This is a genomic window from Paractinoplanes bogorensis, assembly GCF_018829635.1.
Classification (GTDB): Bacteria; Actinomycetota; Actinomycetes; order Mycobacteriales; family Micromonosporaceae; genus Actinoplanes; species Actinoplanes bogorensis.
The window spans coordinates 176,279-199,278 of sequence record NZ_JAHKKG010000006.1 but is presented as its reverse complement, the minus strand read 5'-3'; the positions used below and the strand labels follow the sequence as shown (position 1 = coordinate 199,278).

Here is a 23,000-nt window from a genome sequence, read left to right as displayed (position 1 = left end):
GACGCGTCTGCACCGACGGTACGGTCGCGCCTACCCGGGCGAAAGCGAATTCCGGACCCACTAGGGTTCTGAAAGTGACTATGGATCCGCTCGTCATGCTGACCGACGTCGACGCGGCCACGGACGATCTGCTGCGGACGGCGGCCGACCTCGACCCCACCGCCGTGGGCAACCCGTCCCGGCTGCCGGGCTGGACCGTCGGGCACGTGCTCACCCACGTCGCCCGCAACGCGGACGCGCTGACCAACCTGCTGACCTGGGCCCGCACCGGCGTCGAGACCCCGCCCTACGCGTCGGCCGAGGCGCGCGAGGCCGGCATCCAGGAGGGCGCCGGCCGTCCCCTGCGCGAGCAGCTCGAAGACATCCGGGCGGCGCACGAGCGGTTCGCCGACGCGGGCGCGGCCATGCCGGCCGGCGCGTGGGCGTTCATGCTGCCCTGGCTCGGGCAGTCGGCGGCGGCGGTGCCGTGGACCCGGCTGCGCGAGGTGACGGTGCACCACGCCGACCTCGGGCTCGCCTACACGCCGGCCGACTGGTCCGACGCGTTCGCGCTGCGGCTGCTGCGCGAGATCGTGGCCGGCGCGGACGCGGCATGGCCGTCGATGCGGCTGCGGCCCTTCGGCATCGAGCACGCCCTGACCATCGGCGATCATCCCGACCCGCCGGTCGTCGGCGGCCCGACCAAGTCGATCGCGGCCTGGCTGACCGGTCGCGGCGACGGCACCGACCTCACCGTCGCGCCCGACGGCGAGCTCCCGACACCCGCGAGGTGGAAGTAATGACCGAGTACACCGGAGACGTCACCCGCGGCGGCCGGCCGGACGTCCGCGAGCTCGGCGGCCTGACCATCACCAAGGTGTCGGTCGGCCCGATGGACAACAACGCCTACCTGCTGCGCAGCGGCGGTGAGCAGCTGCTGATCGACGCGGCCGACGACGCCGGCACCCTGATCGGCCTGGCCGGCGACGCGGGCCTGAGCACGGTCGTCACCACGCACCGGCACGGCGACCACTGGCAGGCCCTCGAGGAGGTCGTCCTGAGCACCGGCGCCGAGTCGCTGGCCCACATCGACGACGCCGCCGAGATCCCGATCGTCAACCGCGACCTGCGCGACGGCGAGCACATCACCGTCGGTGACGCGTCGCTCGAGGTCATCCACCTGGTCGGCCACACGCCGGGCTCGATCGCGCTGCTCTACCAGGACCCGGCGGGCACCGCCCACCTGTGGACCGGGGACAGCCTCTTCCCCGGGGGACACGGACGGACGACATCCGCCGGCGACCACAACCAGCTGATGGACGACCTCGAAGCGAAGGTCTTTTCCCGGCTCGGCGACGACACGTGGTTCTACCCCGGCCACGGCAAGGACTCGACGCTCGGCGCCGAGCGCCCACACCTCGCCGAGTGGCGTGCCCGCGGCTGGTAGCTAGGCCTTGTCCTGCATCGACGAGCGGGCCGGGTTGCCCTGGTCGGCGGCCTTCGGGTCCTTCTCGTCCTGCTTCGCGTGGACGCCGGCCTCGACCCGGTCGCCGAGAGACTTGTCGACGTTCTTCCAGTACTCGAAGGCGCGCTGCAGGATCGGGGCGCTCACCCCGTTGAGCAGGTGCCCGACGATGTTGTCGACCAGCCGGTCGCGCTGCTCGCCGGTCAGCACCTCGCGCACCATCGTGCCCGCCTGACCCCAGTCGTCGTCGGCCGGGTGCAGCGTGTAGGCCGAGCGCACCATCTCGCCGTCCGAGTGCCAGGTGCCGCCGTCGTCGGTGCGGGCCGGGTCCGCCTGCGGACCCCCGTACGAGTTGGGGGCGTACACCGGATCGGACACGTTGCGGACGCGCATCGCCCCACCGACGGAGTAGCTGTTCACCTCGACGTGGGGCGCGTTGACCGGGATCTGCTTGTAGTTGACGCCGAGCCGGGCCCGGTGCGCGTCGGCGTAGCTGAAGCCCCGGGCCAGCAACATCTTGTCCGGGGACAGACCCGTTCCCGGTACGACGTTGTTCGGCTCGAACGCAGCCTGCTCCATCTCGGTGTGATAGTCGGTGACGTTGCGGTCCAGCGTCAGCTTCCCGACCTCCTGCAGCGGGTAGTCGGCGTGCGGCCACACCTTGGTCAGGTCGAACGGGTTGAACCGGTAAGCGCGCGCGTCCTCGTACGGCATGACCTGCACGTGCAGCGTCCAGCTGGGGAACTCCCCGGCCACGATGTGCTCGAACAGGTCGCGCTGGTGGTAGTCGGTGTCGGCCGATGCCATCTGGTCGGCCTCGTCCTGGGTGAAGCACTCGATGCCCTGGTCGGTCTTGAAGTGGTACTTCACCCAGAACCGCTCGCCCGACGCGTTGATCCACATGTAGGTGTGGCTGCCGTATCCGTTCATGTGCCGCCACGTCCGGGGGATGCCCCGGTCCCCCATCAGCCAGGTGACCTGGTGAGCCGACTCGGGTGACAGGGTCCAGAAGTCCCACTGCATGTCGTGGTCGCGCAGGTTGTTGTCGGCGCGCCGCTTCTGCGAGCGGATGAAGTGCTGAAACTTCATCGGGTCGCGGATGAAGAAGACGGGCGTGTTGTTGCCGACGAGGTCGAAGTTGCCCTCGCGGGTGTAGAACTTCACCGCGAAGCCGCGCGGGTCACGCCACGTGTCCGGGGATCCGCGCTCGCCGGCCACGGTCGAGAAACGGGTCAGCACGTCGGTCTGCTCCCCCGGCGCGAAGACGGCGGCCCGGGTGTAGGCGCTCACGTCCTGGGTGACCCGGAAGGTGCCGAACGCCCCGCCGCCCTTGGCGTGCGGCTGCCGCTCGGGGATGCGCTCCCGGTTGAAGTTGGCCATCTGCTCGATCAGGTAATGGTCCTGGAGCAGCAGCGGGCCGTCGGGGCCGACGGTGAGCGAGTGCTCGTCGCTGCCGACCGGGATGCCGGCGTCGGTGGTGGTCGGACGATCGCTCACGATCAGCTCCTCACGTAGCGGATTCTTTCGTCCTCCCGGATTACCGGCGACGGGCAGGTCAAACCTTTTCTGGAACGAATCCAGTCAGAGCGGTTTTCCTGAGCGCGGCGCCGGAGCGTCCGATGGTCATCTCATGAGACCTGGGCCGGCCCTGCTGGTGCCGACGTTCGCCGTGCTGGCCGGCTCGGTCTCGGCGTTCGCCCCGGGCACCCCGGCGGCGCACTGGTCCTACCTGATCGCCTTCGCGGCGCTGGTCGCCGCCGGCTGGGCCCGGCTGCGGACGCTGCGCGGGCCGACCCGCTCCGGGTACGCCCTGATCATGGGCGCGCTGTCCGTCTGGCTGGCCGGCGACCTGCTCTACGACATCCTCACCCGGATCGTCGGCGGGCTGGGCGAGGTCAGCCCGTCCGACGCCCTCTGGATCTCCGGCTATCCGCTGCTGGCGGCCGGCCTGATCCGGCTCACCCACCTGCGTGCGCCCGGCCGGCTGCGGGAGGGCCTGCTCGACGGCCTCGCCATGACCACCGTGATGGCCTGGCTGTGCTGGCAGTTCCTCATCCTGCCGGCGGTCGAGGGCCAGCGGCTGTCGCTGAGCGTGGCCGTCGCCGCGTTCTATCCGTTCGGCGACGTGCTGCTGTTCGCCGCGATCGCGGTGCTGGTGCTGGTGCCCGGCACCCATCGGGGCCCGACCCTCTTCCTGGTGGCGGCGCTGACCCTGACCCTGATCGGCGACATCGGCATCTCGACGCTGCCCGAGCTCTTCCCGTCGCTGTCCCGCGCGCTGCAGGCGGAACGGCTCGACGGCGTGTTGCTGCTGGCCAACAGCCTGCTGGTGGCGGGCATCGTGCACCGCGACGCCGGCCGGATCGCCGACGGCGCCGCGCGGGAGCAGCGCCTGCACCCGGCGCGGGTGGTGTTCCTGGGCGTCGCGTTGCTGGTGCTGCCGACCGCGTCCGGGCTGAGCCACTTCGAGAGCGCGGTCAGCCGGGTCTCGCTGCTGGTGTCGGCGGTGCTGATGACCGGGCTGGTGCTGCTGCGTTTCGTCCTCGTGGTGCGCGAGCAGGAACGCATCCGGGCCGCCCTGGCCCATCAGGCCGGGCACGACCAGCTGACCGGGCTGGCCAACCGTCCGGCGCTGCTGGCGCGGCTCGAGTTCGCGTTGTCCCGCCCGCGGGTGGATCCGTACTCCCCGGTCCTGTTCTACCTCGACCTGAACGGCTTCAAGCAGGTCAACGACCGGTACGGGCACTCCGCGGGCGACTTCGTGCTGGTCGAGTTCGCGCGGCGGCTGACCGCGGCGCTGCGTCCCGGCGACGTGGCCGCACGGCTCGGCGGCGACGAGTTCGTCGTGCTCGCCGAGGACATCGACAGCCGGGACGAGGCGGCGGCGCTGCGGGCCCGGCTGCAGGAGCTGACGGCCGAGCCGGTACGCCGCGGCGACGAGATCTGTGCGATCGGCGTGAGTGTGGGCCTGGCCGCCGCCGAGGGCGGCCACGACGCGGATGCCCTGCTCGCGGCGGCCGACGCCGAGATGTACGTGGCGAAGAACCTCACGACCGCGTGAAGTCGGCCAGCAACCCGGTGTAGCGCTTCGGCGGGGGCGGGGCATATTCCTCCCGTACGGAGGTACGAAGCCCCAACCGCACCAGCGACTCCACCAGCACCGTGGCGGCGGCGACACCGTCGACGACCGGGACGCCGAGCTCGGCACTCGCCGCCGCGGCGAACTCGGCCATCCCGGCACAGCCGAGCACGATCACGTCCGAGCCGTCGCGCTCGAGGGCGTGGCGGGCCAGGTCGATCACCTCCTTGCGGGCGCCCGGGTCGTGTTCGAGGTCGAGCACGGCGATGTCACAGGCGTGCACCCCGCGACAGGCGCCCGCGGCTACGTAACGGGTCGCGAGGTCGTGCGCGCGTCCCTTCGTACGGGAAAGGGTCGTGACCACGCTGAATCCCCGCCCGACCATGGCCGCCGCATGCATCGCGGCCTCGGCGATGCCCACCACCGGGCCGGACGCCACCTCACGGGCCGCGTCCAGGCCGGGGTCGCCGAAGCAGGCCAGCACGTAACCGTCGGCCGGTTCGGCGACCGCGGCCAGGATGCCCGGGACCGCGAGGGCCTCGTCGTAGTGACTCTCGATGGAGGCCGGGCCCATCCCCGAGGTGACCGCTTCGACGACGGTGCCCGGACCGGCCACGGCCCGGGCGCTCGCCTCGATCAGCGCGGTCATCGACTCCGTGGTGTTCGGGTTGATGACGCGGATCCGCATGTCAGACGGTCTCGTTGACGCGGCTCAGCTTCTTCACGCCGTAGTACCGGGCCAGCCGGTCGTAGCTCAGGAAGCCGATCGCCATCCCGATGAACCAGCTGTACTGGGCGGTGGTGTGCATGCCCGGGAAGCTGGTGAACAGCACCGGGATCATCGCGATGACCGCGCCGGTCGCGGTGGCGATGATGGCCGCCGGGTTGTAGCCCTTCTTGTAGTGGTAGCGGCCGTCGGGCGACATCGTGAACAGGTCGTCGACGTCGATCTTCTGCTTGCGTAGCAGGTAGTAGTCGGCGATCAGCACGCCGAACAGCGGCCCGATGAAGGCGCCGAGTGTCTCCAGCGTGTAGTGGATGACGTCCGGGTTGTTGTAGAGGTTCCACGGTGTGAGCAGCACCGACCCGACCGCGGCGATCATGCCGCCCATCCGCCAGCTGATCCGCTGCGGGCTGACGTTGGAGAAGTCGAACGCGGGCGAGATGAAGTTGGCCACGATGTTGATGCCGATGGTGGCGATGGTGAAGGTCAGCGCACCCAGGGCGATCGCGAAGGTGCTGTCGATCCGGGACACCGTCTCGACCGGGTCGGTGATCAGCTCGCCGAAGACCGGCAGGGTCAGCGACGCCGTGACGACCACCAGGATCGCGAAGAACAGGAAGTTCACCGGCAGGCCGAGCAGGTTGCCGCGTTTCACCGCCTGGAACGACTTCCCGTATCGCGAGAAGTCACCGAAATTCAACATCGGGCCGGAGAAGTACGAGACCACGAGCGCGATCGCGCCGAGCATGACCGGCACCGCGTCCCAGCCGTGGTACTGCACGTCGCCCAGGTTGAGGTCGATCTCGTTCCAGCCGGCCTTGTAGATGAGGTAGCCGCACAGCAGGATCATGACGACGTAGACGGCCGGGCCGCAGAAGTCGATGAACTTGCGGATGGTCTCCATGCCGGTCCAGAAGACAGCCGCCTGCAGCACCCAGAGCAGCGCGTACGTGCACCAGCCGAGCAGGGGCAGGCCGAGGAACCCGTACTGGTTGACGTCGGCGTACGGGGCCAGATCGGGCCAGAACTTGAGGACCACGATGTCGAGCGCGGCCGAGGCCAGGTAGGTCTGGATGCCGTACCAGGCGACCGCGATCGCGCCCCGGATGATGGCCGGCACGTTGGCCCCGAGCACGCCGAACGCGGCCCGGTTGATCACCGGGTAGGGCACGCCGGTGACCTGGCTGGGCTTGGCCACCAGGTTGCAGAAGAAGTAGACGATCGTGATGCCGACGACCAGCGAGACCAGCACCTGCCAGCTCGACAGGCCCAGGGCGAACAGGCTGCCCGCGGTCACGTAGCCGCCGACGCTGTGCACGTCGGACATCCAGAAGGCGAAGATGTTGTACGAACCCCAGTGCTGGTTGCGCAGGGGGGCCAGGTCCTCGTTGGTCAGCCGGGGGTCGTACCCCGGTTTGATGACGCCGCTACCGACCGGCATGCCGGCGGCTTCGACCACGTCCTGATGCTTGCTCGTTGTGATGTCGGCCATAGCCGTCACGCTATGTATACGCTGTTTCACACCGATGAGCGGAAATGTATATCTTCCGCGAACGTCCTCTGCGGACGTTCACAGCCGGCGCCGGCCCCGCCCGGACGCGTGATCGGATACGGTGCAGGTGATCAGCGACGATGCTCGATGCCACTGGGGGCGCCGAATCGACCGGGGGGATCGATGCCGCCATTGACTGCCAGGTTCACTCGCCGTGGCCTGTTCGCCGTGACGGCGGCCGGTCTGGTCGAGAGCTGCTCCCCGGCGCCCGACCACCCGGGCCCGGTGCGCATAGCGACCGGCGGCCGCGGCGGCGTCTACGCACGACTGGGTGACGCGATCGCCCGGGCGCTGGCCGAGGACTATCCCAGCCTGCGCACCGAGGTGCTCGAGACCACGGCGTCGGCGGCCAACCTGCGGATGATCAGCGCCGGGCAGGCCGAGGTGGGGTTCACCCAGGCCGACATCCTGACCGGCACCGGGCTGCCGCAGCCGGCCGCGCTGGCCCGCATCCACGACGACTTCCTGCATCTGGTGGTGCGGGCCGACAGCGACGCCCGCGCCGTGACCGACCTGCGCGGCAAGCGGATCTCGCCCGGGTCGTCCGGGTCGGGCACCGAGGTGACGGTGACCCGGGTGCTCGCGGCGGCCGGCATGCGGCTCGGGCCCGACATCGAGAGTGTGCCGCTCGGCGTCGACGAGTCGACCCGGGCGCTGGTCGCGGGCCGGATCTCGGGGTTCTTCTTCTCCGGCGGCCTGCCGGTCGACGCGATCAGCGGGCTGGCCTCCCGGGTGCCGCTGCGGCTGCTCGGGCTGAGCCTCTACCTGCCGGCGCTGCGCAAGGAGTTCGGCGAGGTCTACGCGGAACGCACCGTCCCCCGCTCGACCTACGGGGTGCCGTCGGTGCAGACGATCAGCGTGCCCAACTATCTGGTCGCCGCGGGCGCGCTGCCCGACGATGTCGCGTACGCGCTGACCAGCACGCTGCTGGGCCGGCGCGATGTGCTCGCCGCGACCCATCCCGCGGCCGAGCGGATGAATCACATGGCGGCCATCGCGACCGACCCGTTGCCCCTGCACCCCGGGGCCGCGCGCTACTTCAAGGAGACCAAGGAGTCCTAGGTCCGGGGCTCCCAGCGGAACCGTTTCGCCGCGACCCACGCGAACAGGCCGGCCCACACCAGGTCGACCAGCACCCGGGTGACGATGCCGGCCAGGCCCAGCTCGGCCGTCCAGCCCGACCGCACCAGGTCGATCGTGCCGGAGAGCGGCGCGTAGGCCAGGATGTCGCCGAGGTTGTCCGGCAGCACCTCGCGCGGGATGTAGATGCCCGCGATCATCGGCAGCACGAAGATGGCCGGCAGCGTGGCCACCATGACCGACTCGACCGTGCGGCACAGCGCCGCCGTCGCCGCGGCCATCGCGGTCATCAGCACCACGCCGGTGACCAGCCCGAGCAGCGCGGCCGGGGCCTGCCGCGGCGCCACCCCGAACATCACCGACAGCACGGCCGTGACCACCACGATCTGCGCGACCGCGATCGCCACGTAGAGCGAGGCGCCGCCGGCCAGGATCACCGGGTCGGCCACCTCGCCGGTACGCAGCCGCTTGAGCACCAGTTCCTCGCGGCGGGCGACATAGAGGCCGGTCACCGAGGAGTAGAGCGAGAAGATCAGCAGGATGCCGGCCGCGGTGGCGACCATGACCGGTCCGGCGCTCAGGCCGTGCGCGGCCAGGTCCATCTGTTCCTGCACGAAGCGCATGCCGAGCAGGAGCAGCAGCGGGATGACCAGCACGAAGACATAGTTGGAGCGGATCCGGTGGAACAGCCGCCATTCGACCCGGAACAGCGTGCCCATCTGTCGCAGCGCGACGGCGGTCATTTCGTCTCCTCCGGCTCGACGTCGGTGGTGTTCGCGATGCGGATGAACGCCTCCTCCAGCGAGGCGGGCCGGGCGGTGAACCGGTCGAGGACCACGTCCTTCCCGGCGGCCCAGGTGAGCAGCCGGGTCGCGTCGCTCTGCAGCTCACCGGTCGTGATGGTGACCCGTCCGGCCTGCTGCTCGACCGTGCCCGCGACCGGCAGATCACCGATCGGCACGGACGGGTCGGCGCCGAACGACAGCGTCGACAGGTGGTCGGCGACGATCTCGGTGACCGTGCCGCAGGCCGCCATCCGCCCCCGGTGCATGATCGCCAGCCGGTCGGCCAGCGACTCCGCCTCCTCGAGGTTGTGCGTGGTCAGCAGGATCGTCGAGCCCTGCTCCTGCAGCCCCCGGATGAGTTTCCAGGTGGCGTGCCGGCCCTCGGCGTCCATGCCGGTGGTGGGCTCGTCCAGGAAGAGGATCTCGGGCCGGCCGATGGTGGCCATGGCCAGGTCGAGGCGCCGTTTCTCGCCGCCGGAGAGGTTCTGCACGGCGACGTCGGCCCGGTGACCGAGCCCGGCCAGCTCGAGGCCCTCGTCGACCGGGCGGGCGCCGGTGGTCAGCTCGGCCCACATGCGCAGGGTCTCGGCGGTGGTGAGATGGGCGATGAAGCCGCCCTCCTGCAGCATGGCGCCGGTGCGCGGCCGGATCTTGGCGCGGTCGGCCACCGGATCGAGATCACCGAAAAGACGAACCTTTCCCCGGTACGGGGCGGCGAGTCCCTCGAGCATCTCGACCGTCGACGTCTTCCCGGCGCCGTTGGTGCCCAGCAGTGCGAACAGTTGTCCGGGTTGGACGGTGAAGCTGACACCCCGTACGGCGGAAAAGGCACGCTTTCCCGAGCCGTACCGGCGCCACACGTCCTCGACCAGAATCTGTGTCATATCCCTTTCCTCGGGTGGATGCGCCGGACGCCGGTCCGCGACGGGACCGGCGTCCGGAGCATGGTCAGCCGTTGGCCTGGTCGCGCAGCTTCACCAGCGCGCGCAGGGCCTCGCTGTAGAGCGTGATGTTCTTCTCGCTGTAGGTGTCGATCGCCGTCTTGAGCTCCTGGAACGTCTTGGCGATGGTCTCGTCGAGGGTGTTCGCGTCGATGCCGTTGATGGGCACTGGTGCTCCTTCTGTCGGTCGTCAGGCCGTCGTGCGGACCGGCCAGCTGGTGATGCTCTGCCAGGCGGCACAGTTCTGGACATTCTCCGTGCCCCGGCAGACCGTGATCGAACCGGTGGTGGTCGGCCGGTAACTCACCCGCAACGAGACCGGCGCGGTACCGGCCCCGCAGACCTGGGCCACCTTGCTCGGCGGGGCCGGGAACAGGTCATAGGTGAAGCGGGTCCAGACGGCGTGGCAACCAATACCGCCACCGGTCAGGGTGCCCTGGACGACGAGGTCGCTGAAGACACCCGTGCTGCTCGGCTCGGTCCAGCGCTGACCAGCGGCGGTGGCGCCGTCGAGAGTGGACGACCAGGGAACGGGGGCCACGGCGATGAGGGCACCGGCGGCGACAGCTACGGCGAGCATGGATCTCAACTCCTTACCAACGTGGGGGACAGACGGGGCGGCGTACGCACGCCGAAGCGGTCGCGCAGCACGTGCCGGGCCGAGTGGTAGCCGCACATGCCGTGCACGGACGGGCCGGGCGGCGTGGCCGACGAGCAGAGGTAGACGCCGGGCAGCGGGGTCGCGTACGGGTTCCACCGCGCTACCGGCCGGGCCACCACCTGGCGCAGGGTGAGCGCGCCGGCCGAGATGTCGCCGCCGACGTAGTTCGGGTTGTACGCCTCGTACGCGGCCGCGCTCACTCCGCGCGCGGCGACGATCGTGTCGGAGAAGCCGGGCGCGTACTGCTCGATACGCCGGCGCAGCAGGTCGACCGGGTCGCGGGTGTCGCCGTTGGTCACGTGGGCGTAGGCCCAGACCGGCCGGCGCCCGCCCGCGGCCCGGCCCGGGTCGGTCACCGCCGGGTCGACCACCAGCGCGAACGGGTCGGTCACGGCCCGCCCGGCGACGGCCGCGTTCTCCTGGCGCAGGATGTCGGCCCGGGTGCCGCCCAGATGCACGGTCCCGGCCCGGCCGACCAGCGGGTCGGCCCACGGCACCGGGGAGTCGACCAGGAAGTCGGCCTTGGCCGCGCCCGGCCCGTACCGGTACCGGCCGAGGGCGCGGCGGTAGCGGGCCGGCAGCCGGTCGCCGGCGACCCGCACGATCTCGGCCGGGCTGAGGTCGAGCAGCACCGCCCGGACGTCGCCGAGCTCGGCCAGGTCGCGGACGCGGTGCCCGGTGTGGATGGTGCCGCCGTGCGCGACGATGTCGGCCACGAGCGCCTCGGCGATCCGGCCGCTGCCGCCGGCGGGCAGGGGCCAGCCGGTGCTGTGCGCGGTGTGCCCGAGCATCAGCGCGACCCCGGCCGAGGCCAGCGACGGCAACCGGCCCACGGCGTGCGCGGCGACCCCGGTGAACAGAGCGCGGGCGGCCTCGGTGCGGAACGGCGACCGGCGACCGGCGTGGGCCAGGGCGCGCGGCCCGAGCAGCCACGGTGCCGCCGCGCCCCGGGGCAGCGACCGCTGATCGGAGAGCAGCAGGTCGACCACTTCGCGGGAGTGCGCGGCGAGCGGGCCCATCAGGCCGGTCCAGCGCCGGCCGTCCACGCCGAGGTGGTCGGCCGTCGTCTCGAGGCTGCGCCAGGCCGCGGCGGCCGGACCGTCGGGCAGCGGATGCGCGTACGGGATGTCCGGCTGAAGCAGGTCGACCCCCCGCGCGGCCAGGTCGAACTCGCGGAAGAACGGCGACGCGGCCGCCATCGGGTGGATCGCCGAGCAGATGTCGTGCACCACGTCGCGGTCGAACAGCGAGGTGGTCCGCAGGCCGCCGCCGACGGTGGCGGCCTGCTCCCACAACGACACCTTCAGGCCGGCCCGGGCCAGCACGACGGCGGCGGCGAGCCCGTTGGGCCCGGTCCCCACGATGGCGGCGTCGGTCACGGCGCCGCCGCCCCGGCCGGGGTGAGCTGGCGACCGGCGAGCCGGCCGTAGACCTCGTCCGTGGCCATCAGTTCGGCGTGGGTGCCACGGGCCCGTACCCGGCCGTCCTCCATCACGATGATCTCGTCGGCGCCCATCGCGGTGGACATGCGGTGCGCGATGGTGAGCACGTGACAGCGCCGGCCGATGGTGGCCACGGCGTCGCGCAGGGCCTGCTCCGAGTCGGAGTCCAGGTTGGACGTGGCCTCGTCGAGCAGCAGCAGGCGGGGCCGGCCGATCAGGGCCCGGGCGATGGCGAGGCGCTGCTTCTGCCCGCCGGACAGGCCGATGCCGCCCTCGCCGAGCTCGGTGTCGAGCCCGTTCGGCAGCGCGTCGACGACCTCGGTGAGGTGCGCGTCGCGCAGGGCGGCGGCGATCTCGTCGCCGGTGGCCGCGGGGTGGGCGTAGGTGAGGTTCTCGCGCACCGTGCCGCGCATCAGCGGGGCGTCCTGCTCGACCAGCCCGATCCGGCCGCGCAGCTCGGTGAGCGGCAGGCCGGCCCCGTCGTCGCCGGACACCTGCACCACCCCCGTGTCGGGCGTGCGGAACCGCTCGATCAGCTGGAACAGCGTGGTCTTGCCGGCGCCGGACGGGCCGACCACGGCGGTCACCCCGGTCGGCGGCAACGCGAACGAGACGTCGTCGACCGCGGGCCGGCCGGCCTCCGGGTAGCGATAGCTGACCCCGGTGAAGACGACGGCGGGGGCCCCGGTCACCGCGGGCGTGGCCGCGGCGCCGCCGGTGGGTTCCTGTTCGATCCCGGCCAGCTCCTTGACCCGGTCGATCGCGGCCCGGCCCTGCTGGAACTCGCCCAGCCCGAGGAAGAACAGCACCAGCGGGGAGACCAGGTAGAACAGGTACATGATGAACGCGGTCAGGTCGGCCGCGGTCAGCGAGCCGGTGGTGGTGCGGGCGACGCCCCAGGCGATGACGACGGCCAGCGACACCTGGGTGCCGACGTTGATCGCGGGCAGGAACAGGGCGGACAGCCGGGTGACCCGGATGCCGCTGCGGCGGGCGGCCCCGGCCAGCCCGGCCAGGTGCTCGGCCTCGCGCTGCTCGGCCCGGGACGCCTTGACGGTGGTGGCCGCGCCGAGCACGCGCAGCAGCCCGGAGCCGTACGCGCTGGTGTCCTCGCGGTTCTGGGTCGCCGCCGCCCGCACGGCCTTGGCCAGCAGCAACGCGATCGCCGAGGCGCCCCCGAGACAGCCGAGGGCGGCCAGCAGCAGCCGCCAGTCGAGCCAGGCCATCACCGCGATGCAGCCGATCATGGAGAACCCGGCGGTGATCATCTGGGCCACCGAGGAGGTCAGCGCCATCCGGGCCAGCGAGGTGTCGGCCAGGGTCCGGTTGAAGACGTCGCCGTGCTCGAGGCGGTGGAAGGCGGGCAGGGCCGCGTGCAGCAGCCGGCCGGTCACCGTGGTGCGCAGGTCGAGCACGATGTTCTCGCCCGCGACGCCGATCAGGTAGAGGTGGGTGGCGGCCAGCAGCGCGTCGGCCGCGAAGAGCAGGACGATGTACGTGATCGGCCGGGTGATCGGTTCGCCGGCGGCGACGGTGCTGATCAGGTGACCGATCAGCACCGGCTGCAGCAGCATGGCCACCGTGCCGAGCAGTCCGAGCAGGACGCCGGCGCCGATCAGGGGCCGCTGCCGCCGCACCGCCTCGGCGATGATCACCGCCGGCCCTTGCCGAAGAAGACCGTGACGATCAGCGCCATCGCCCCCGCGAACAGCGCGGCCTGGATCCAGTTGGGCCGGCCCTCCGCGCCGTTCCGGAACATCAGCGCCATGATCGGCAGCGCGAATGCGAATGCGATCGCGAACCACACCACTCGGCTTGTCGTCACCATTCTTCGCTCCTTACGTGATACCAGTCGTACGGCTGCATTCCTTCGGCTGGATAAAATTGCGCGGCGCCGAATCCGGCCTTTTCCAGGCAGGCCTCGACCTCGTCGCGCTCGATGAAAAGAATGTGCTCGCTGAAGGCGACCGGCGGGGCCGGTTCGGCGTCGACGCGGGTGTGCATGGTGAGCACCGAGGCCGCGTCGAGCGTGGTGGTGAAGGTGCTCGTGCCGCCGTGGTGCGGGGTGGGCACGGTGATCGTGCCCGCCTCGACCAGCGGCCGGTAGGCGGCGGTCGAGTAGTACTCGAACAGCAGCACTCCCCCGGGCCGCAGTACGGCCCGGATGTTGCTCAGCGCCGTCACCAGTTCGTCGCGGGTACGGACGCAGGCCAGCGAGCCCATCGTCGAGTACGCGGTGGCGAACTCGGCCCCGAACGGCAGCGGCCGCAGGAAGTCGGCCTCGAGCAGTTCCACATTGGCCGGTACGCCCTTGGCCCGGAACGCGTCCAGCATGGGTGCCGAGTTGTCCACGCCGACGAGCGACTCCGCGATCGGGGCGGCCGCAGTGGCGACCCGTCCGGTGCCGACGCCGACCTCGAGTACCCGGTTGCCCTCGAGGTGCGGGCGCAGGCGCGCGATCTCCTCGTCGAGCGGCATGGCCGGGGCGATCAGCGAGTCGTAGACGGAGGCCACCTCGGCCCCGTACTGAGCAGTCATGGCCGCACCCGTTCGTAGTCGAAGACCAGGTCGTACTTGGGATCCTCGCTGTGGTCGAAGCCCGAGTAGCGCACGAGCATCACCTGGAACAGCGGGAACTCGGGGTCGGGAGTGAGCCGCCCGCGGACGAAATCGTTGATCAGCCGGTACGTCGACTCGCGGGCCTTCTGGTGCAGCGGCGTCATCGCGCCCGGGTTGTTGACCAGAGTGGACGCCGCGTCGAACACGGCCTTCTCGATGCGCCGGCCGGGGAACCAGAAGGCGTGGATCATCTTGCGCGGGACGATCTGGTAGACCTCGCGCCATTCGCTGTGCCGGGTCTTGTCCTCGCTGGCCAGCCGGTAGAGGAAGTGCTGGTCCTCGACGGCCGGGTTGGGGGCGAAGAACCGCCAGTTGGGGATGAGGATGCCGGTACCCGTACGGTCGAGGCCGCGGGCCTTGTCGTAGCTGCGGTCGGGATGCTGGCTGATCACCGTGGCCACGAACCAGGCCGCGAAGACCGCGGGGATCGCCTTGTTCAGCACGCTGGCCGTCTTCATGCCGGATCCTTTATCGAGAGAGCCGCGTCGAGCGCCTCTGTGACCGCGCGGGCCGTGGCCGGGACGTGGTCGACGCCGCCGATCAGCGACAGGTGCGACGAGCCGGGCACGGTGACGATGTCGCCGCCGGTGCCGGACGCGACGTACTCCTCGTACAGGTCGCGGTGTTCCGGGGTGCGCTCGACCGTGGCCTCGGCCGCGATCACCGAGACCGGCACGGTCAGCTTGTCCAGCGGACGGCCGCCGTCGAGCATGAACGCGTACGAGTAGTCCCACTCGCGCCGCGCGGCCCGCCACGTCGAGCTGGTCGACGCCTCGTACCGCAAGGTCTTGTAGTAGGGGCTGCCCTCGGCAAAGGCGAACAGGCCCTTCTTGTCGATCAGCAGCCCCGCGCCGAAGACGACCGACCAGGGGCCGAGCTTCATCGTCAGATTGACGTTGCGCGACCCCTCGCGCTGGGCCCGCGAGTGCAGCAGCTCACGCGGGTGGGTCGGGTCGATCAGCACCACGCCGCGGACCCGGTCGGGCATCATGGCCGCGGTGCGGTGCACCAGGTAGCCGCCCAGCGAGTGGCCGGCCAGCACGACCGGGGTGTCCTCCCCGACGCCGTCGCGGATGACCTGGGCCAGGTCGTCGACCGACTCCTGCAGCGAGTAGTCCTCGGGGCAGCGGCGCAGCGAGGCGCGGTATCCGGCCCGGTCGTAGATCAGCACGGTCAGGCCGGGGTCGAGGTGGTCGGCCAGCAGCAGCCACGACGCCGAGGTGCTCATCAGGCCCGCCTCGAGCACGATCGCCGGGGCGCCCGGCAGCCCTTCGCGGACGTGGTAGTTGAGGATGTTGCCGCTGGTGCAGCGCACCCGGTGCCGGGTGAAGCCGCGGTGCCGGCCGACCGACTGCAGGGTGGCGTAGCCGCGGTGGGCGAGCCCGGCGGCCAGGCACCCGGCCAGACCGGCGGCGACCATGCGGGGGAAGGTCTGCGTTGTCATGATCCGGCTCCGGTTCCCTTGGCGAGCGCCCGGACCGCCGGATAGGTCGCCATGAAGGCCCAGGCGAAGCGGGACAGACCCATGAAGCGGGCGTTGGCGACGTGGAAGCTGGCCATCACGAGCAGGCCGGCTTCGATGTATTTACCCCGCCTGAGCAGCAGCAACGGGAACCCGCACTCGATCGCCAGCACCGCGTGGCAGACCAGACGGGAGGCCACCGGATAGCGGCTGAGCTGATTGAAGAACCATTCGTCGCCGTACGTCCGGGTTCTCATGATCTTGACGAGGGCGTCCCCCGACCGCCAGGCGTCGCCGGGCAGCTTGGCCCAGCCGGACGCCCCGTACGACAGGGCGGTCTGCGCCCCGATGAACTGCACCGCCGCCGTGCGGGTGGCCTCCGTACCACCCGCCCGGCCGAGCGCCGCGGCCGTCTGCACCAGGAACGAGACCTGGTCGGAGCCGTCGGTGCCGAACAGGTGCCGGGGATAGATCAGAATCTGGGTGCCGGCCAGATAGGCGTTGGCCAGCAGCCGCACCGTGTTGTTGCGGGCCGGCGCGATGAGCACGATCGCGGCGGCGGCGCGGGTCGCGTGCAGGGCCTGGGTGACCGGCTCGCGGGCGACGAAGTCACGGACCGCCTGGACGGCCTTCGACTTGGCCGGCACCTGGGCCCGGGTGTGGGTCCAGTCGTTGAGCCCGCCCGGCTCCCGGTCGCTGCGCCGCACCAGATATTCCAGGCTGGACAGCAGGTGGGTGGCCGCGGACAGGCGCTCGGCGGTGGACAGGGGCTGGGCGAACGCCGATCTGACGACGCCGCGGATGATCTGCAGCATGGGCCGTTCCTGATCGCGTAGGAATCGCGGCGGACCTCTCTGGGGGTCGAAGCCCGCCGCGACCGGTTCTCTTACTTCTGGGCGTTCGCGACCGCGGCGCCGATACCGGCGGCGCAGACGAGAATGGCGGACGCCTTGGCGCCCGCCACGACGCCGGCCACGAAGGCGGCCGGGGTGGCCATGACCGGCGCGACGGAACCGTCGGCCGCCTGGCCCACGCCGGCGTTCACCTTGTCGATGAGCACGGACATGTGCTTCCTCCAGTGTGTAATCTCGGATGTGGGAGGGCGGTTCCGGCAGGTACCTTCACGACCTGCCGGAACCGTCTGCACCCGCCGATCAGCCGCCGGCGGTCTTGTACGCGACGTAGGCCGCACCGGCCACGGCACCCGCACCCACGATCGCGCCGGCCGCCTTGGCGATGACCGGGGTCGCGATGAGAGCCGGGGTGGCCATGACGGGGGCGATTCCGGTCACCGGAGCGCCGGCCTGCAGCGAGCCCCGCAGGGTCGGCTGCGCGTTCACCTTCTGCATCAGCATGTCTTTTCCTCCCTCCGAAATAAGTCGTCGGAATAGCTCGACCTGTCATTTCACGGGATTCGAATGACTGTCCCCCGTGGATGTCATGTCTGAGAAAAAGCTACTCAGCGGGAACGGTGCGTTTCGATGGAGCGGCGATTCTTGAGATTTTCTTGAGGCCAGCGACCGGTGGCCCGGCAGGCTATTGTCGGAGCGATGCGAGTGCTGCTGGTCGAGGACGACATCCGGGTGGCCGCCGCGCTGGTGGGCTCGTTGCGGCGCCGCAACTACACGGTGACCTGCGCGACCACGGTGGCCGAGGCACTGGCCGCCGACACCGTCGACCTGGTGCTGCTCGACATGGGACTACCCGACGGCGACGGCCTCGACGTCTGCCGCGCGCTGCGTCAGCGTTCCCCCGAGGTCTCGATCATCGTGGTGTCGGCCCGCGGCGAGGAACGCGACCGGGTCGTCGGGCTGCGCACCGGCGCCGACGACTATCTGGTCAAGCCGTTCTCGATGGCCGAGCTGCAGGCCCGCATCGACGCGGTGATGCGCCGGGTCGGCCGGGCCGCCGTCGCCGGCGAGCGCATCGAGGCCGGCCCGGTCCACATCGACATGACGTCGCGCGAGGTCACCGTCGACGACAAGCCGATCGCCCTGACCCGCAAGGAGTTCGACATCCTGGTGACCCTGGCCCGCCGGCCCGGGGCCGCGGTGTCACGCAACGACCTGCTGCTGGCGGTCTGGAACACGACCGACGCCGGCGAGCGCACCCTCGAGGTCCACGTCGCGGCGCTGCGGGCCAAGCTGGGCGACTCCCGGCTGGTGCGCACCGTCCGCGGCATCGGCTACCAGTTGCAGACCGGCTAGGCGATGCGCCGGCAACTCGTGCTCAGCTACGGCGCCCTGCTGCTGGCCGTGCTCGTGAGCCTGGCCGTCCCGCTGGTGACCATCTCGGTCGACCACAACAGCCAGCACCTGGCCTCGGACCGGCTGTCCGACGTGACCTACCTGGCCAAGCTGGCCGAACCGGCGCTGCGGACCGAGGAGTCGGCGGCGCTGCGGGCCGCCCTGACCCGCTACGAGCAGGTGCACGGCATCCACGGCGCGGTGATCGACGCCGACCGCCGGGTGGTGGTCACCTCCGACCCGACGTTCCGGTTCTTCGGCTCACAGGCGCTCGACGCCACCATGCCGCCCCCGGTCGGCGCCGAGGTCCCCGACATCGGCGACGCGACCCGGCGGGCCCTGGCCGGCGAGCAGGTCGGCCTCGACACCCGCATCTGGCCGTGGGGCCCGCAGTGGCTGGTGGTGGCCGCCCCGGTCGGCTCCGGCGGCGAGATCAGCGGCGCCGTCGTCACCGTCTCCCCCACCGGCGACCTGCGCAACGACACCTGGCGCGACTGGATGATCCTGGCCGCGCTGGCCATGGTGCCGCTGGCGCTGTGCGCGTTCGCGGCCTGGCGGCTGGCCCAGTGGACCCTGCGCCCGGTCGGCCGGCTCGACACCGCCGCCCAGGAGATCGCGGCCGGCGGCTACACGGTCCGGGTGCCGGGTGACGCCGGGCCGCCCGAGTTGCGGCACCTGGTGCGGGTGTTCAACCACATGGCCGACACCGTCACCGAGGCGCTGACCCGGCAGCGCGCGTTCGTGGCCCAGGCCAGCCATCAGATGCGCAACCCGCTGACCGCGCTGCTGCTGCGGATGGAGTCGCTGGAGGACGAGCCGCTGACCGACGAGGGCCGCACCAACCACCGGCTCGCCGTCGAAGAGGTCGAACGGCTGCGCAAGATGCTCGAGGGCCTGCTGGCCCTGGCCCGGGTCGAACGCGACGACGACCCGGTCGAGACGGTCGACGCGGTCGACGTGGCCCGCGCCCGTGTGGACGGCTGGCTGCCCCTGGCCGGCGCCCGCGAGATCACGCTGACGCTGGACGCGGACGTGCCGTCGGCACCGGTGCGCAGCGTCGTCTCGGGGCTCGGCCAGGTGCTCGACGCGCTGATCGACAACGCCCTGAAGTTCGGCGCCCGCACGGTGACGGTACGGGTCACCGACGGTCCCCGGCCGCAGGTCCACGTCGTCGACGACGGCCCCGGCCTGGACGCGGCCGCGCGGCCCCGGGCCACCGAGCGTTTCTGGCGGGCCAGCGGCACCCAGAACCACGAGGGCCACGGCCTGGGCCTGTCGATCGCGGCCGCCCTGACCGAGGCGTCCGGCGGCACCCTGACGCTCGACCCGGCACCCGGCGGCGGCCTGCACGCCACGGTCGAACTCCCTGGCGTGGCCTAACGCTCCGGGCGGAAGAGACCCGTGTCCTGCGGCAGGTCACCGATCGCCGCCTGCAGCCGGTGGTGGTGCGACCCGAAGACGGCGATCAGCGCGTCGGTGTCGCGGGCGCAGAACGCGGCCAGCATGCCCGCGTGGTCGGCGTGCAGGATCGCGCGGGAGGTGTCGTCCAGGTGCGACATCGGCTGCAGCGGTTCGGTCTGGTTCCACGCCAGGTCGAGCATGTGCAGCAGCCGGCGCAACCGGCACGGGCGGATCAGCGCCAGGTGGAAGCGCCGGCTCTCCCGGTGGTAGAGCCGTCCGTCACGCGCCTGGATCGCCTCGTCGAGGCCCGCGAGCGCTTCTTTCGCGTGCTCGTCGTCCTCCGCGCACGCTCGTTCCACGGCCACCCGCAACCCGGCCGTCTCCAGCGCCTCGCGCACCAGATAGATCTCCGCGAACTCCCGTGCGGTCATCATGGCGACGCGATAGCCGCCGTTGAGCCGGTGATCGACCAGCCCCTCCCCGATCAGCGTCATCAGCGCTTCCCGTACGGGAATCCGGCTCACGCCGAACGCGGCCGCCACCGCGTCGACGGGAATGGCGGAGCCGGGCGGGACCTGTCCGTCCAGAATGATGCGGCGCAGCTCGTTCTGCGGACCGCCGGGCGGACGTGGGTGGTCGGTCAGCAGCGAGATCAGGATCGATCGGCGGCGGGGACCTGGCATGACCGGAAATCTAAACGGAGTCCGTTACAGGGCCTTTACCACTTCGGTCGATTCCATCGGCAACGAGAACATCGGGAAGTCGTACGCGATGGCGTTGTCGTGCTCCTCGGGCGACGTCGCGGCCATGCAGTCGGTCAGCGTGATGACCCGATAGCCGTTCTCGTACGCACTCCGCATGGTCGACTCGACGCAGCAGTTGGTCAGGAACCCGCCGATGATGACCGTCTCGATCCCCTTGCTGCGCAGGATGAAGTCCAGATTGGTGCTGGCGAACGTGTCCAGGCCGCGCTTGCCCTCGATCACGATGTCGGTGTCGGCCGGCACCAGGTCGTCGACGATCGCCGCGCCCCAGGTGCCCTTCACGAAGGCGTTCCCGTCGACCACACCCTTGAGGATTCCGTACGGATGCCGGGAGAGCTCGCCATAGCCCGGCGCGAACGTGATCGGCGCATGCATGATGGTCACCCCGGCGGCGCGGGCGGCCTCGACGAGCGCCTTGGTCTTGTCCAGCATGCCGGTCTTGTCCATCACGGCCGACACGGCCGGGTGCAGCACCCCGCCCTCGGAGGTGAACTCGTTCTGATACTCGATCAGCAGGACCGCCGTCCGGGCCGGGTCCAGCTGCAGCGCCTCGCTCATGACCACTCCTTCTGCTGTGTCTCACATCACCCGCTTCTCACGCAAGCACGCCCGGCCCCGTCGGGCAAGCCCTCTGCCCTCAGCGGAAGGGGAAGTCGGGGGCCGGGGAGTCCGATTAGGCTCGAAGGCACTCGGCAGCGGGAGGTAACCGGTGGAGATGCGCCACGATCCGATGCGGTGGGGCCAGCCACCGCCGCCCGAGCCCTGGTCACAGGGCGGCGGCGCAGCGGCAGTGCCGGGCTGGCTCGAGGAGAAACTGTTCGACCAGCGAATCGTGATGATCCGCGCCCAGCTCACCGGCGAGGCCGCCTCGGGCATCGCGGCCGCCCTGCTGACCCTCGACGCGCACGGCCCGGCGCCGGTCCAGCTGCATGTGGCCAGCCCCGGCGGCGAACTCGGGGCCGCCCTGTCGGTGATCGACGTGATCGACTCGATGGCCGCCCCGGTCCACGCCGTGGTGACGTCGCAGGCGGCCGGCGCCGTGGTCGCCGTGCTGGCCGCGGCCGAGCGGCGCGCCGCCTACCGGCACGCCCGGTTCAAGCTCAACGAGCCCCGGTCGTCCGGCGTGACCGGCACCGCCGACGAGGTGGCCCGGGCCGCCGGCCAGCATCTGCGCGAACTCGAAGAGATCACGCTGCGGCTGGTCGAGGTGACCGGGCAGTCGCGCAGCCGGATCGAGGACGACATGTCGGCCGGGCGCAGCCTGACCGCCCAGGAGGCCCTCGACTACGGGCTGATCAGCGAGATCCTCGGCAAAGCCTGACTTCCTTACCAAAAAAAGGGCCCCGGGATCACCCGGGGCCCTTTTTCTACGAGCTGGATCAGACGTTGACCTTCACGCCCATGGAGCGGGCGGTGCCGGAGACGATCTGGATCGCGGCGTCGATGTCGTTCGCGTTGAGGTCGGGGAGCTTGCGCTCGGCGATCTCCTTGACCTGGGTCGCGCTCAGCGTGCCCACGGTCTGCGTCAGCGGGTTCGACGCGCCCGACTGGATGCCCAGAGCCTTGCGGATCAGGAAGCTGGTCGGCGGCGTCTTGTAGGCCAGCGTGTGGCTGCGGTCCTCGTAGACCGAGACGATGACCGGGATGATCTCGCCACGGTTCTTGGAGGTCGCCTCGTCGTACTCGACCTTGACGGCACGCATGTTGGCCCCGGTCGGACCAAGCATCTTGCCGAGGTCGACCATCGCGGCGTTACCCGCCTCAAGCGCGAGGGTGACCTCATGAGTCTTTTTCTTGGGCGGCATTGCGTAGGGCTCCTTAGGGTGAGCTGCAAGCTCTCATGACGCAGCTCGCCAGCTTTCAATCAACACGCGACAACCCCGAGACCTTACTACCGTGCCGAACAAGCGGTCAAAACGGCGGTCTCGGGTTACGCCCACCAGTGTATCTCGGCCCTCAGAACTGGTCGCACTCGCACCGGTTCATCAGGGAACGGACCGCCGCCACGTACTCCGGGTTGGGCAGGGTCTTGCTCTCGGCGGCCGACTCGATCGTGCCCTGACCGGCGTTGTAGCCCGAGATCACCACATTGAGCAGGCACCACGACGTGTGCGACTTGCACTTGCTGGGGTTGAGGTTGTAGTTCTCCCCGAAGTACCGCTGCCCGGCCCACCGCGTGAACCACGCGATGTAGTTGGCCCCGACATAGGCGTTCTGCTTGTAGTCGGAAGCGTCGTAGTCCAGGCCGAACCGGTTGTTGATCATGCTGACGGTGTCCGGCATGACCTGCATGACCCCGGTGCCGCCGTCACAGTTGTGGATGTTGGTCTGCCAGCCGCTCTCCTGCCAGGCGATCGCCTTGACCAGCGGATAGTTCAACTTCAAGGTCGGTGCTTCCGTACGCCAGTAGACGCGCGCCGAGGCCGACTTGAGAGCCTTCTTCACGGTCGACTTGGCGACCGGCTTGGTCTTGTCGTAGTGCGCGCAGGCCGGCAGCTCGCTCCAGAACGCGGGCTGGGTCGGCTCGGCGCTCTTCGGCTCCTTGGTCGTCTTCGACGGTTTCGGCTTCGGCTTCGCGGTCGTCGGCTCCGGCGTGGGCGACTCGGTGATCGGTTCGAACTCCGGCTCATTGGCGACCGCTGTGGTCTCCGTCACCGGCGGCGCGGCTGTGGTCTTGTCGTCCTTACCGCCGATCAGCCCGCAGCCGCTCATCATGATCAGCACGGCCAGTGCTGTGCCCGCTATCCGTCCTCGCGTCATCAACCGGCCCTTTCTCCCCGTTCACGGTGGTTGCCGGCGA

The 23,000-nt window shown here is 70.7% G+C and carries 27 protein-coding genes; 7 read left to right on the top strand and 20 right to left on the bottom strand.

Features of this window, described 5'->3' with window-relative positions:
• The first annotated feature begins 74 nt into the window (after window positions 1-74).
• Both KOI35_RS20010 and KOI35_RS20005 read left to right on the top strand, forming a co-directional pair.
• Complete coding sequence (locus KOI35_RS20010) at window positions 75-779, top strand: maleylpyruvate isomerase family mycothiol-dependent enzyme (RefSeq protein WP_215789027.1); 705 nt, start codon at window positions 75-77, stop codon at window positions 777-779.
• A complete protein-coding gene (locus tag KOI35_RS20005) occupies window positions 779-1,426 on the top strand; it encodes an MBL fold metallo-hydrolase (RefSeq protein WP_215789026.1) in 648 nt (215 codons plus the stop codon). Before KOI35_RS20010 ends, KOI35_RS20005 begins: the two co-directional genes overlap by 1 nt.
• Here KOI35_RS20005 and KOI35_RS20000 read toward each other — a convergent pair whose 3' ends face one another.
• Window positions 1,427-2,941, bottom strand: coding sequence for a catalase (locus tag KOI35_RS20000; protein WP_215789025.1), 1,515 nt, complete (start codon window positions 2,939-2,941; stop codon window positions 1,427-1,429).
• 133 nt (window positions 2,942-3,074) lie between these two features.
• On the opposite strand from KOI35_RS20000, the gene KOI35_RS19995 reads away from it, so the two are divergent.
• The gene (locus KOI35_RS19995; protein ID WP_215789024.1) at window positions 3,075-4,505 is read left to right on the top strand and encodes a GGDEF domain-containing protein; all 1,431 of its coding nucleotides are present in this window, start codon (window positions 3,075-3,077) and stop codon (window positions 4,503-4,505) included.
• On the opposite strand, the gene KOI35_RS19990 is transcribed toward KOI35_RS19995, so the two are convergent.
• Both KOI35_RS19990 and KOI35_RS19985 read right to left on the bottom strand, forming a co-directional pair.
• A complete protein-coding gene (locus KOI35_RS19990; RefSeq protein ID WP_215789023.1) occupies window positions 4,492-5,211 on the bottom strand; it encodes an aspartate/glutamate racemase family protein in 720 nt (239 codons plus the stop codon). The genes KOI35_RS19995 and KOI35_RS19990 overlap by 14 nt on opposite strands.
• Window position 5,212: 1 nt before the next feature.
• Window positions 5,213-6,739: an NCS1 family nucleobase:cation symporter-1 gene (locus KOI35_RS19985; RefSeq protein WP_246613433.1), complete on the bottom strand. Its 1,527-nt coding sequence runs from the start codon at window positions 6,737-6,739 to the stop codon at window positions 5,213-5,215.
• A 192-nt stretch (window positions 6,740-6,931) separates the two neighbouring features.
• Between KOI35_RS19985 and KOI35_RS19980 the strand changes: the two genes are divergently transcribed.
• Window positions 6,932-7,861, top strand: coding sequence for a TAXI family TRAP transporter solute-binding subunit (locus KOI35_RS19980; RefSeq protein WP_215789022.1), 930 nt, complete (start codon window positions 6,932-6,934; stop codon window positions 7,859-7,861).
• Here the strand turns inward: KOI35_RS19980 and KOI35_RS19975 are convergent.
• From KOI35_RS19975 to KOI35_RS19915, 13 genes are all read right to left on the bottom strand, one after another.
• Complete coding sequence (locus tag KOI35_RS19975) at window positions 7,858-8,622, bottom strand: ABC transporter permease (RefSeq protein ID WP_215789021.1); 765 nt, start codon at window positions 8,620-8,622, stop codon at window positions 7,858-7,860. The genes KOI35_RS19980 and KOI35_RS19975 overlap by 4 nt on opposite strands.
• Window positions 8,619-9,548 (bottom strand): ABC transporter ATP-binding protein, encoded by a 930-nt coding sequence (locus KOI35_RS19970; RefSeq protein WP_215789020.1) that lies wholly within the window; start codon window positions 9,546-9,548, stop codon window positions 8,619-8,621. The genes KOI35_RS19975 and KOI35_RS19970 overlap by 4 nt, the downstream gene beginning before the upstream one ends.
• A gap of 64 nt (window positions 9,549-9,612) precedes the next feature.
• Window positions 9,613-9,774 (bottom strand): hypothetical protein, encoded by a 162-nt coding sequence (locus tag KOI35_RS19965; RefSeq protein ID WP_215789019.1) that lies wholly within the window; start codon window positions 9,772-9,774, stop codon window positions 9,613-9,615.
• A 21-nt stretch (window positions 9,775-9,795) separates the two neighbouring features.
• Entirely contained in the window at window positions 9,796-10,185 is a 390-nt protein-coding gene (locus KOI35_RS19960) for a hypothetical protein (RefSeq protein ID WP_215789018.1), read from the bottom strand.
• A 5-nt stretch (window positions 10,186-10,190) separates the two neighbouring features.
• On the bottom strand, window positions 10,191-11,645 hold the full coding sequence (locus tag KOI35_RS19955; protein WP_215789017.1) for a phytoene desaturase family protein: 1,455 nt from the start codon (window positions 11,643-11,645) through the stop codon (window positions 10,191-10,193).
• Complete coding sequence (locus KOI35_RS19950) at window positions 11,642-13,363, bottom strand: ABC transporter ATP-binding protein (RefSeq protein ID WP_308121077.1); 1,722 nt, start codon at window positions 13,361-13,363, stop codon at window positions 11,642-11,644. Before KOI35_RS19950 ends, KOI35_RS19955 begins: the two co-directional genes overlap by 4 nt.
• A complete protein-coding gene (locus KOI35_RS19945) occupies window positions 13,360-13,536 on the bottom strand; it encodes a hypothetical protein (protein ID WP_215789016.1) in 177 nt (58 codons plus the stop codon). The genes KOI35_RS19950 and KOI35_RS19945 overlap by 4 nt, the downstream gene beginning before the upstream one ends.
• Window positions 13,530-14,246: a class I SAM-dependent methyltransferase gene (locus KOI35_RS19940; RefSeq protein WP_215789015.1), complete on the bottom strand. Its 717-nt coding sequence runs from the start codon at window positions 14,244-14,246 to the stop codon at window positions 13,530-13,532. Before KOI35_RS19940 ends, KOI35_RS19945 begins: the two co-directional genes overlap by 7 nt.
• Window positions 14,243-14,785, bottom strand: coding sequence for a hypothetical protein (locus KOI35_RS19935; RefSeq protein ID WP_215789014.1), 543 nt, complete (start codon window positions 14,783-14,785; stop codon window positions 14,243-14,245). The genes KOI35_RS19940 and KOI35_RS19935 overlap by 4 nt, the downstream gene beginning before the upstream one ends.
• Entirely contained in the window at window positions 14,782-15,771 is a 990-nt protein-coding gene (locus KOI35_RS19930) for an alpha/beta fold hydrolase (RefSeq protein ID WP_215789013.1), read from the bottom strand. Before KOI35_RS19930 ends, KOI35_RS19935 begins: the two co-directional genes overlap by 4 nt.
• Window positions 15,768-16,604, bottom strand: a complete 837-nt coding sequence (locus tag KOI35_RS19925; protein ID WP_215789012.1) for an HTTM domain-containing protein — start codon at window positions 16,602-16,604, stop codon at window positions 15,768-15,770. The genes KOI35_RS19930 and KOI35_RS19925 overlap by 4 nt, the downstream gene beginning before the upstream one ends.
• A 71-nt stretch (window positions 16,605-16,675) precedes the next feature.
• Window positions 16,676-16,855 carry a hypothetical protein gene (locus KOI35_RS19920; RefSeq protein WP_215789011.1) on the bottom strand — a complete coding sequence of 60 codons (180 nt, stop codon included), beginning with the start codon at window positions 16,853-16,855 and terminating at the stop codon, window positions 16,676-16,678.
• A gap of 88 nt (window positions 16,856-16,943) precedes the next feature.
• The gene (locus KOI35_RS19915) at window positions 16,944-17,144 is read right to left on the bottom strand and encodes a hypothetical protein (RefSeq protein ID WP_215789010.1); all 201 of its coding nucleotides are present in this window, start codon (window positions 17,142-17,144) and stop codon (window positions 16,944-16,946) included.
• A 195-nt stretch (window positions 17,145-17,339) separates the two neighbouring features.
• Between KOI35_RS19915 and KOI35_RS19910 the strand changes: the two genes are divergently transcribed.
• On the top strand, window positions 17,340-17,996 hold the full coding sequence (locus KOI35_RS19910) for a response regulator transcription factor (protein WP_215789009.1): 657 nt from the start codon (window positions 17,340-17,342) through the stop codon (window positions 17,994-17,996).
• A gap of 3 nt (window positions 17,997-17,999) precedes the next feature.
• Window positions 18,000-19,415, top strand: a complete 1,416-nt coding sequence (locus tag KOI35_RS19905) for a sensor histidine kinase (RefSeq protein WP_215789008.1) — start codon at window positions 18,000-18,002, stop codon at window positions 19,413-19,415.
• Here the strand turns inward: KOI35_RS19905 and KOI35_RS19900 are convergent.
• Together KOI35_RS19900 and KOI35_RS19895 are read right to left on the bottom strand one after the other, a co-directional pair.
• A complete protein-coding gene (locus KOI35_RS19900) occupies window positions 19,412-20,119 on the bottom strand; it encodes a GntR family transcriptional regulator (RefSeq protein ID WP_215789007.1) in 708 nt (235 codons plus the stop codon). The genes KOI35_RS19905 and KOI35_RS19900 overlap by 4 nt on opposite strands.
• 24 nt (window positions 20,120-20,143) lie before the next feature.
• The gene (locus KOI35_RS19895) at window positions 20,144-20,758 is read right to left on the bottom strand and encodes a cysteine hydrolase family protein (RefSeq protein WP_215789006.1); all 615 of its coding nucleotides are present in this window, start codon (window positions 20,756-20,758) and stop codon (window positions 20,144-20,146) included.
• 157 nt (window positions 20,759-20,915) lie between these two features.
• Between KOI35_RS19895 and KOI35_RS19890 the strand changes: the two genes are divergently transcribed.
• Window positions 20,916-21,521: an ATP-dependent Clp protease proteolytic subunit gene (locus tag KOI35_RS19890; protein WP_246613513.1), complete on the top strand. Its 606-nt coding sequence runs from the start codon at window positions 20,916-20,918 to the stop codon at window positions 21,519-21,521.
• A gap of 58 nt (window positions 21,522-21,579) precedes the next feature.
• Here KOI35_RS19890 and KOI35_RS19885 read toward each other — a convergent pair whose 3' ends face one another.
• The gene (locus tag KOI35_RS19885) at window positions 21,580-22,005 is read right to left on the bottom strand and encodes an uL11 family ribosomal protein (RefSeq protein WP_202993174.1); all 426 of its coding nucleotides are present in this window, start codon (window positions 22,003-22,005) and stop codon (window positions 21,580-21,582) included.
• Window positions 22,006-22,156: 151 nt separating this feature from the next.
• The gene (locus tag KOI35_RS19880; protein ID WP_215789004.1) at window positions 22,157-22,960 is read right to left on the bottom strand and encodes a lytic transglycosylase domain-containing protein; all 804 of its coding nucleotides are present in this window, start codon (window positions 22,958-22,960) and stop codon (window positions 22,157-22,159) included.
• Window positions 22,961-23,000 lie beyond the last annotated feature (40 nt).

Excerpts from the sequence above, each read along its gene's own strand:
- KOI35_RS19995 (WP_215789024.1), top strand. The coding sequence starts at position 3,075 with ATGAGACCTGGGCCGGCCCTGCTGGTGCCGACGTTCGCCGTGCTGGCC.
- KOI35_RS19970 (WP_215789020.1), bottom strand. The coding sequence starts at position 9,548 with ATGACACAGATTCTGGTCGAGGACGTGTGGCGCCGGTACGGCTCGGGA.
- KOI35_RS19890 (WP_246613513.1), top strand. The coding sequence starts at position 20,916 with ATGCGCCACGATCCGATGCGGTGGGGCCAGCCACCGCCGCCCGAGCCC.
- KOI35_RS19990 (WP_215789023.1), bottom strand. The coding sequence starts at position 5,211 with ATGCGGATCCGCGTCATCAACCCGAACACCACGGAGTCGATGACCGCG.
- KOI35_RS19935 (WP_215789014.1), bottom strand. The coding sequence starts at position 14,785 with ATGAAGACGGCCAGCGTGCTGAACAAGGCGATCCCCGCGGTCTTCGCG.
- KOI35_RS19985 (WP_246613433.1), bottom strand. The coding sequence starts at position 6,739 with ATGGCCGACATCACAACGAGCAAGCATCAGGACGTGGTCGAAGCCGCC.
- KOI35_RS19940 (WP_215789015.1), bottom strand. The coding sequence starts at position 14,246 with ATGACTGCTCAGTACGGGGCCGAGGTGGCCTCCGTCTACGACTCGCTG.
- KOI35_RS19945 (WP_215789016.1), bottom strand. The coding sequence starts at position 13,536 with ATGGTGACGACAAGCCGAGTGGTGTGGTTCGCGATCGCATTCGCATTC.
- KOI35_RS20005 (WP_215789026.1), top strand. The coding sequence starts at position 779 with ATGACCGAGTACACCGGAGACGTCACCCGCGGCGGCCGGCCGGACGTC.
- KOI35_RS19900 (WP_215789007.1), bottom strand. The coding sequence starts at position 20,119 with ATGCCAGGTCCCCGCCGCCGATCGATCCTGATCTCGCTGCTGACCGAC.
- KOI35_RS19975 (WP_215789021.1), bottom strand. The coding sequence starts at position 8,622 with ATGACCGCCGTCGCGCTGCGACAGATGGGCACGCTGTTCCGGGTCGAA.
- KOI35_RS19905 (WP_215789008.1), top strand. The coding sequence starts at position 18,000 with ATGCGCCGGCAACTCGTGCTCAGCTACGGCGCCCTGCTGCTGGCCGTG.
- KOI35_RS19910 (WP_215789009.1), top strand. The coding sequence starts at position 17,340 with ATGCGAGTGCTGCTGGTCGAGGACGACATCCGGGTGGCCGCCGCGCTG.
- KOI35_RS19895 (WP_215789006.1), bottom strand. The coding sequence starts at position 20,758 with ATGAGCGAGGCGCTGCAGCTGGACCCGGCCCGGACGGCGGTCCTGCTG.
- KOI35_RS19880 (WP_215789004.1), bottom strand. The coding sequence starts at position 22,960 with ATGACGCGAGGACGGATAGCGGGCACAGCACTGGCCGTGCTGATCATG.
- KOI35_RS19960 (WP_215789018.1), bottom strand. The coding sequence starts at position 10,185 with ATGCTCGCCGTAGCTGTCGCCGCCGGTGCCCTCATCGCCGTGGCCCCC.
- KOI35_RS19920 (WP_215789011.1), bottom strand. The coding sequence starts at position 16,855 with ATGTCCGTGCTCATCGACAAGGTGAACGCCGGCGTGGGCCAGGCGGCC.
- KOI35_RS19925 (WP_215789012.1), bottom strand. The coding sequence starts at position 16,604 with ATGCTGCAGATCATCCGCGGCGTCGTCAGATCGGCGTTCGCCCAGCCC.
- KOI35_RS19915 (WP_215789010.1), bottom strand. The coding sequence starts at position 17,144 with ATGCTGATGCAGAAGGTGAACGCGCAGCCGACCCTGCGGGGCTCGCTG.
- KOI35_RS19930 (WP_215789013.1), bottom strand. The coding sequence starts at position 15,771 with ATGACAACGCAGACCTTCCCCCGCATGGTCGCCGCCGGTCTGGCCGGG.
- KOI35_RS19885 (WP_202993174.1), bottom strand. The coding sequence starts at position 22,005 with ATGCCGCCCAAGAAAAAGACTCATGAGGTCACCCTCGCGCTTGAGGCG.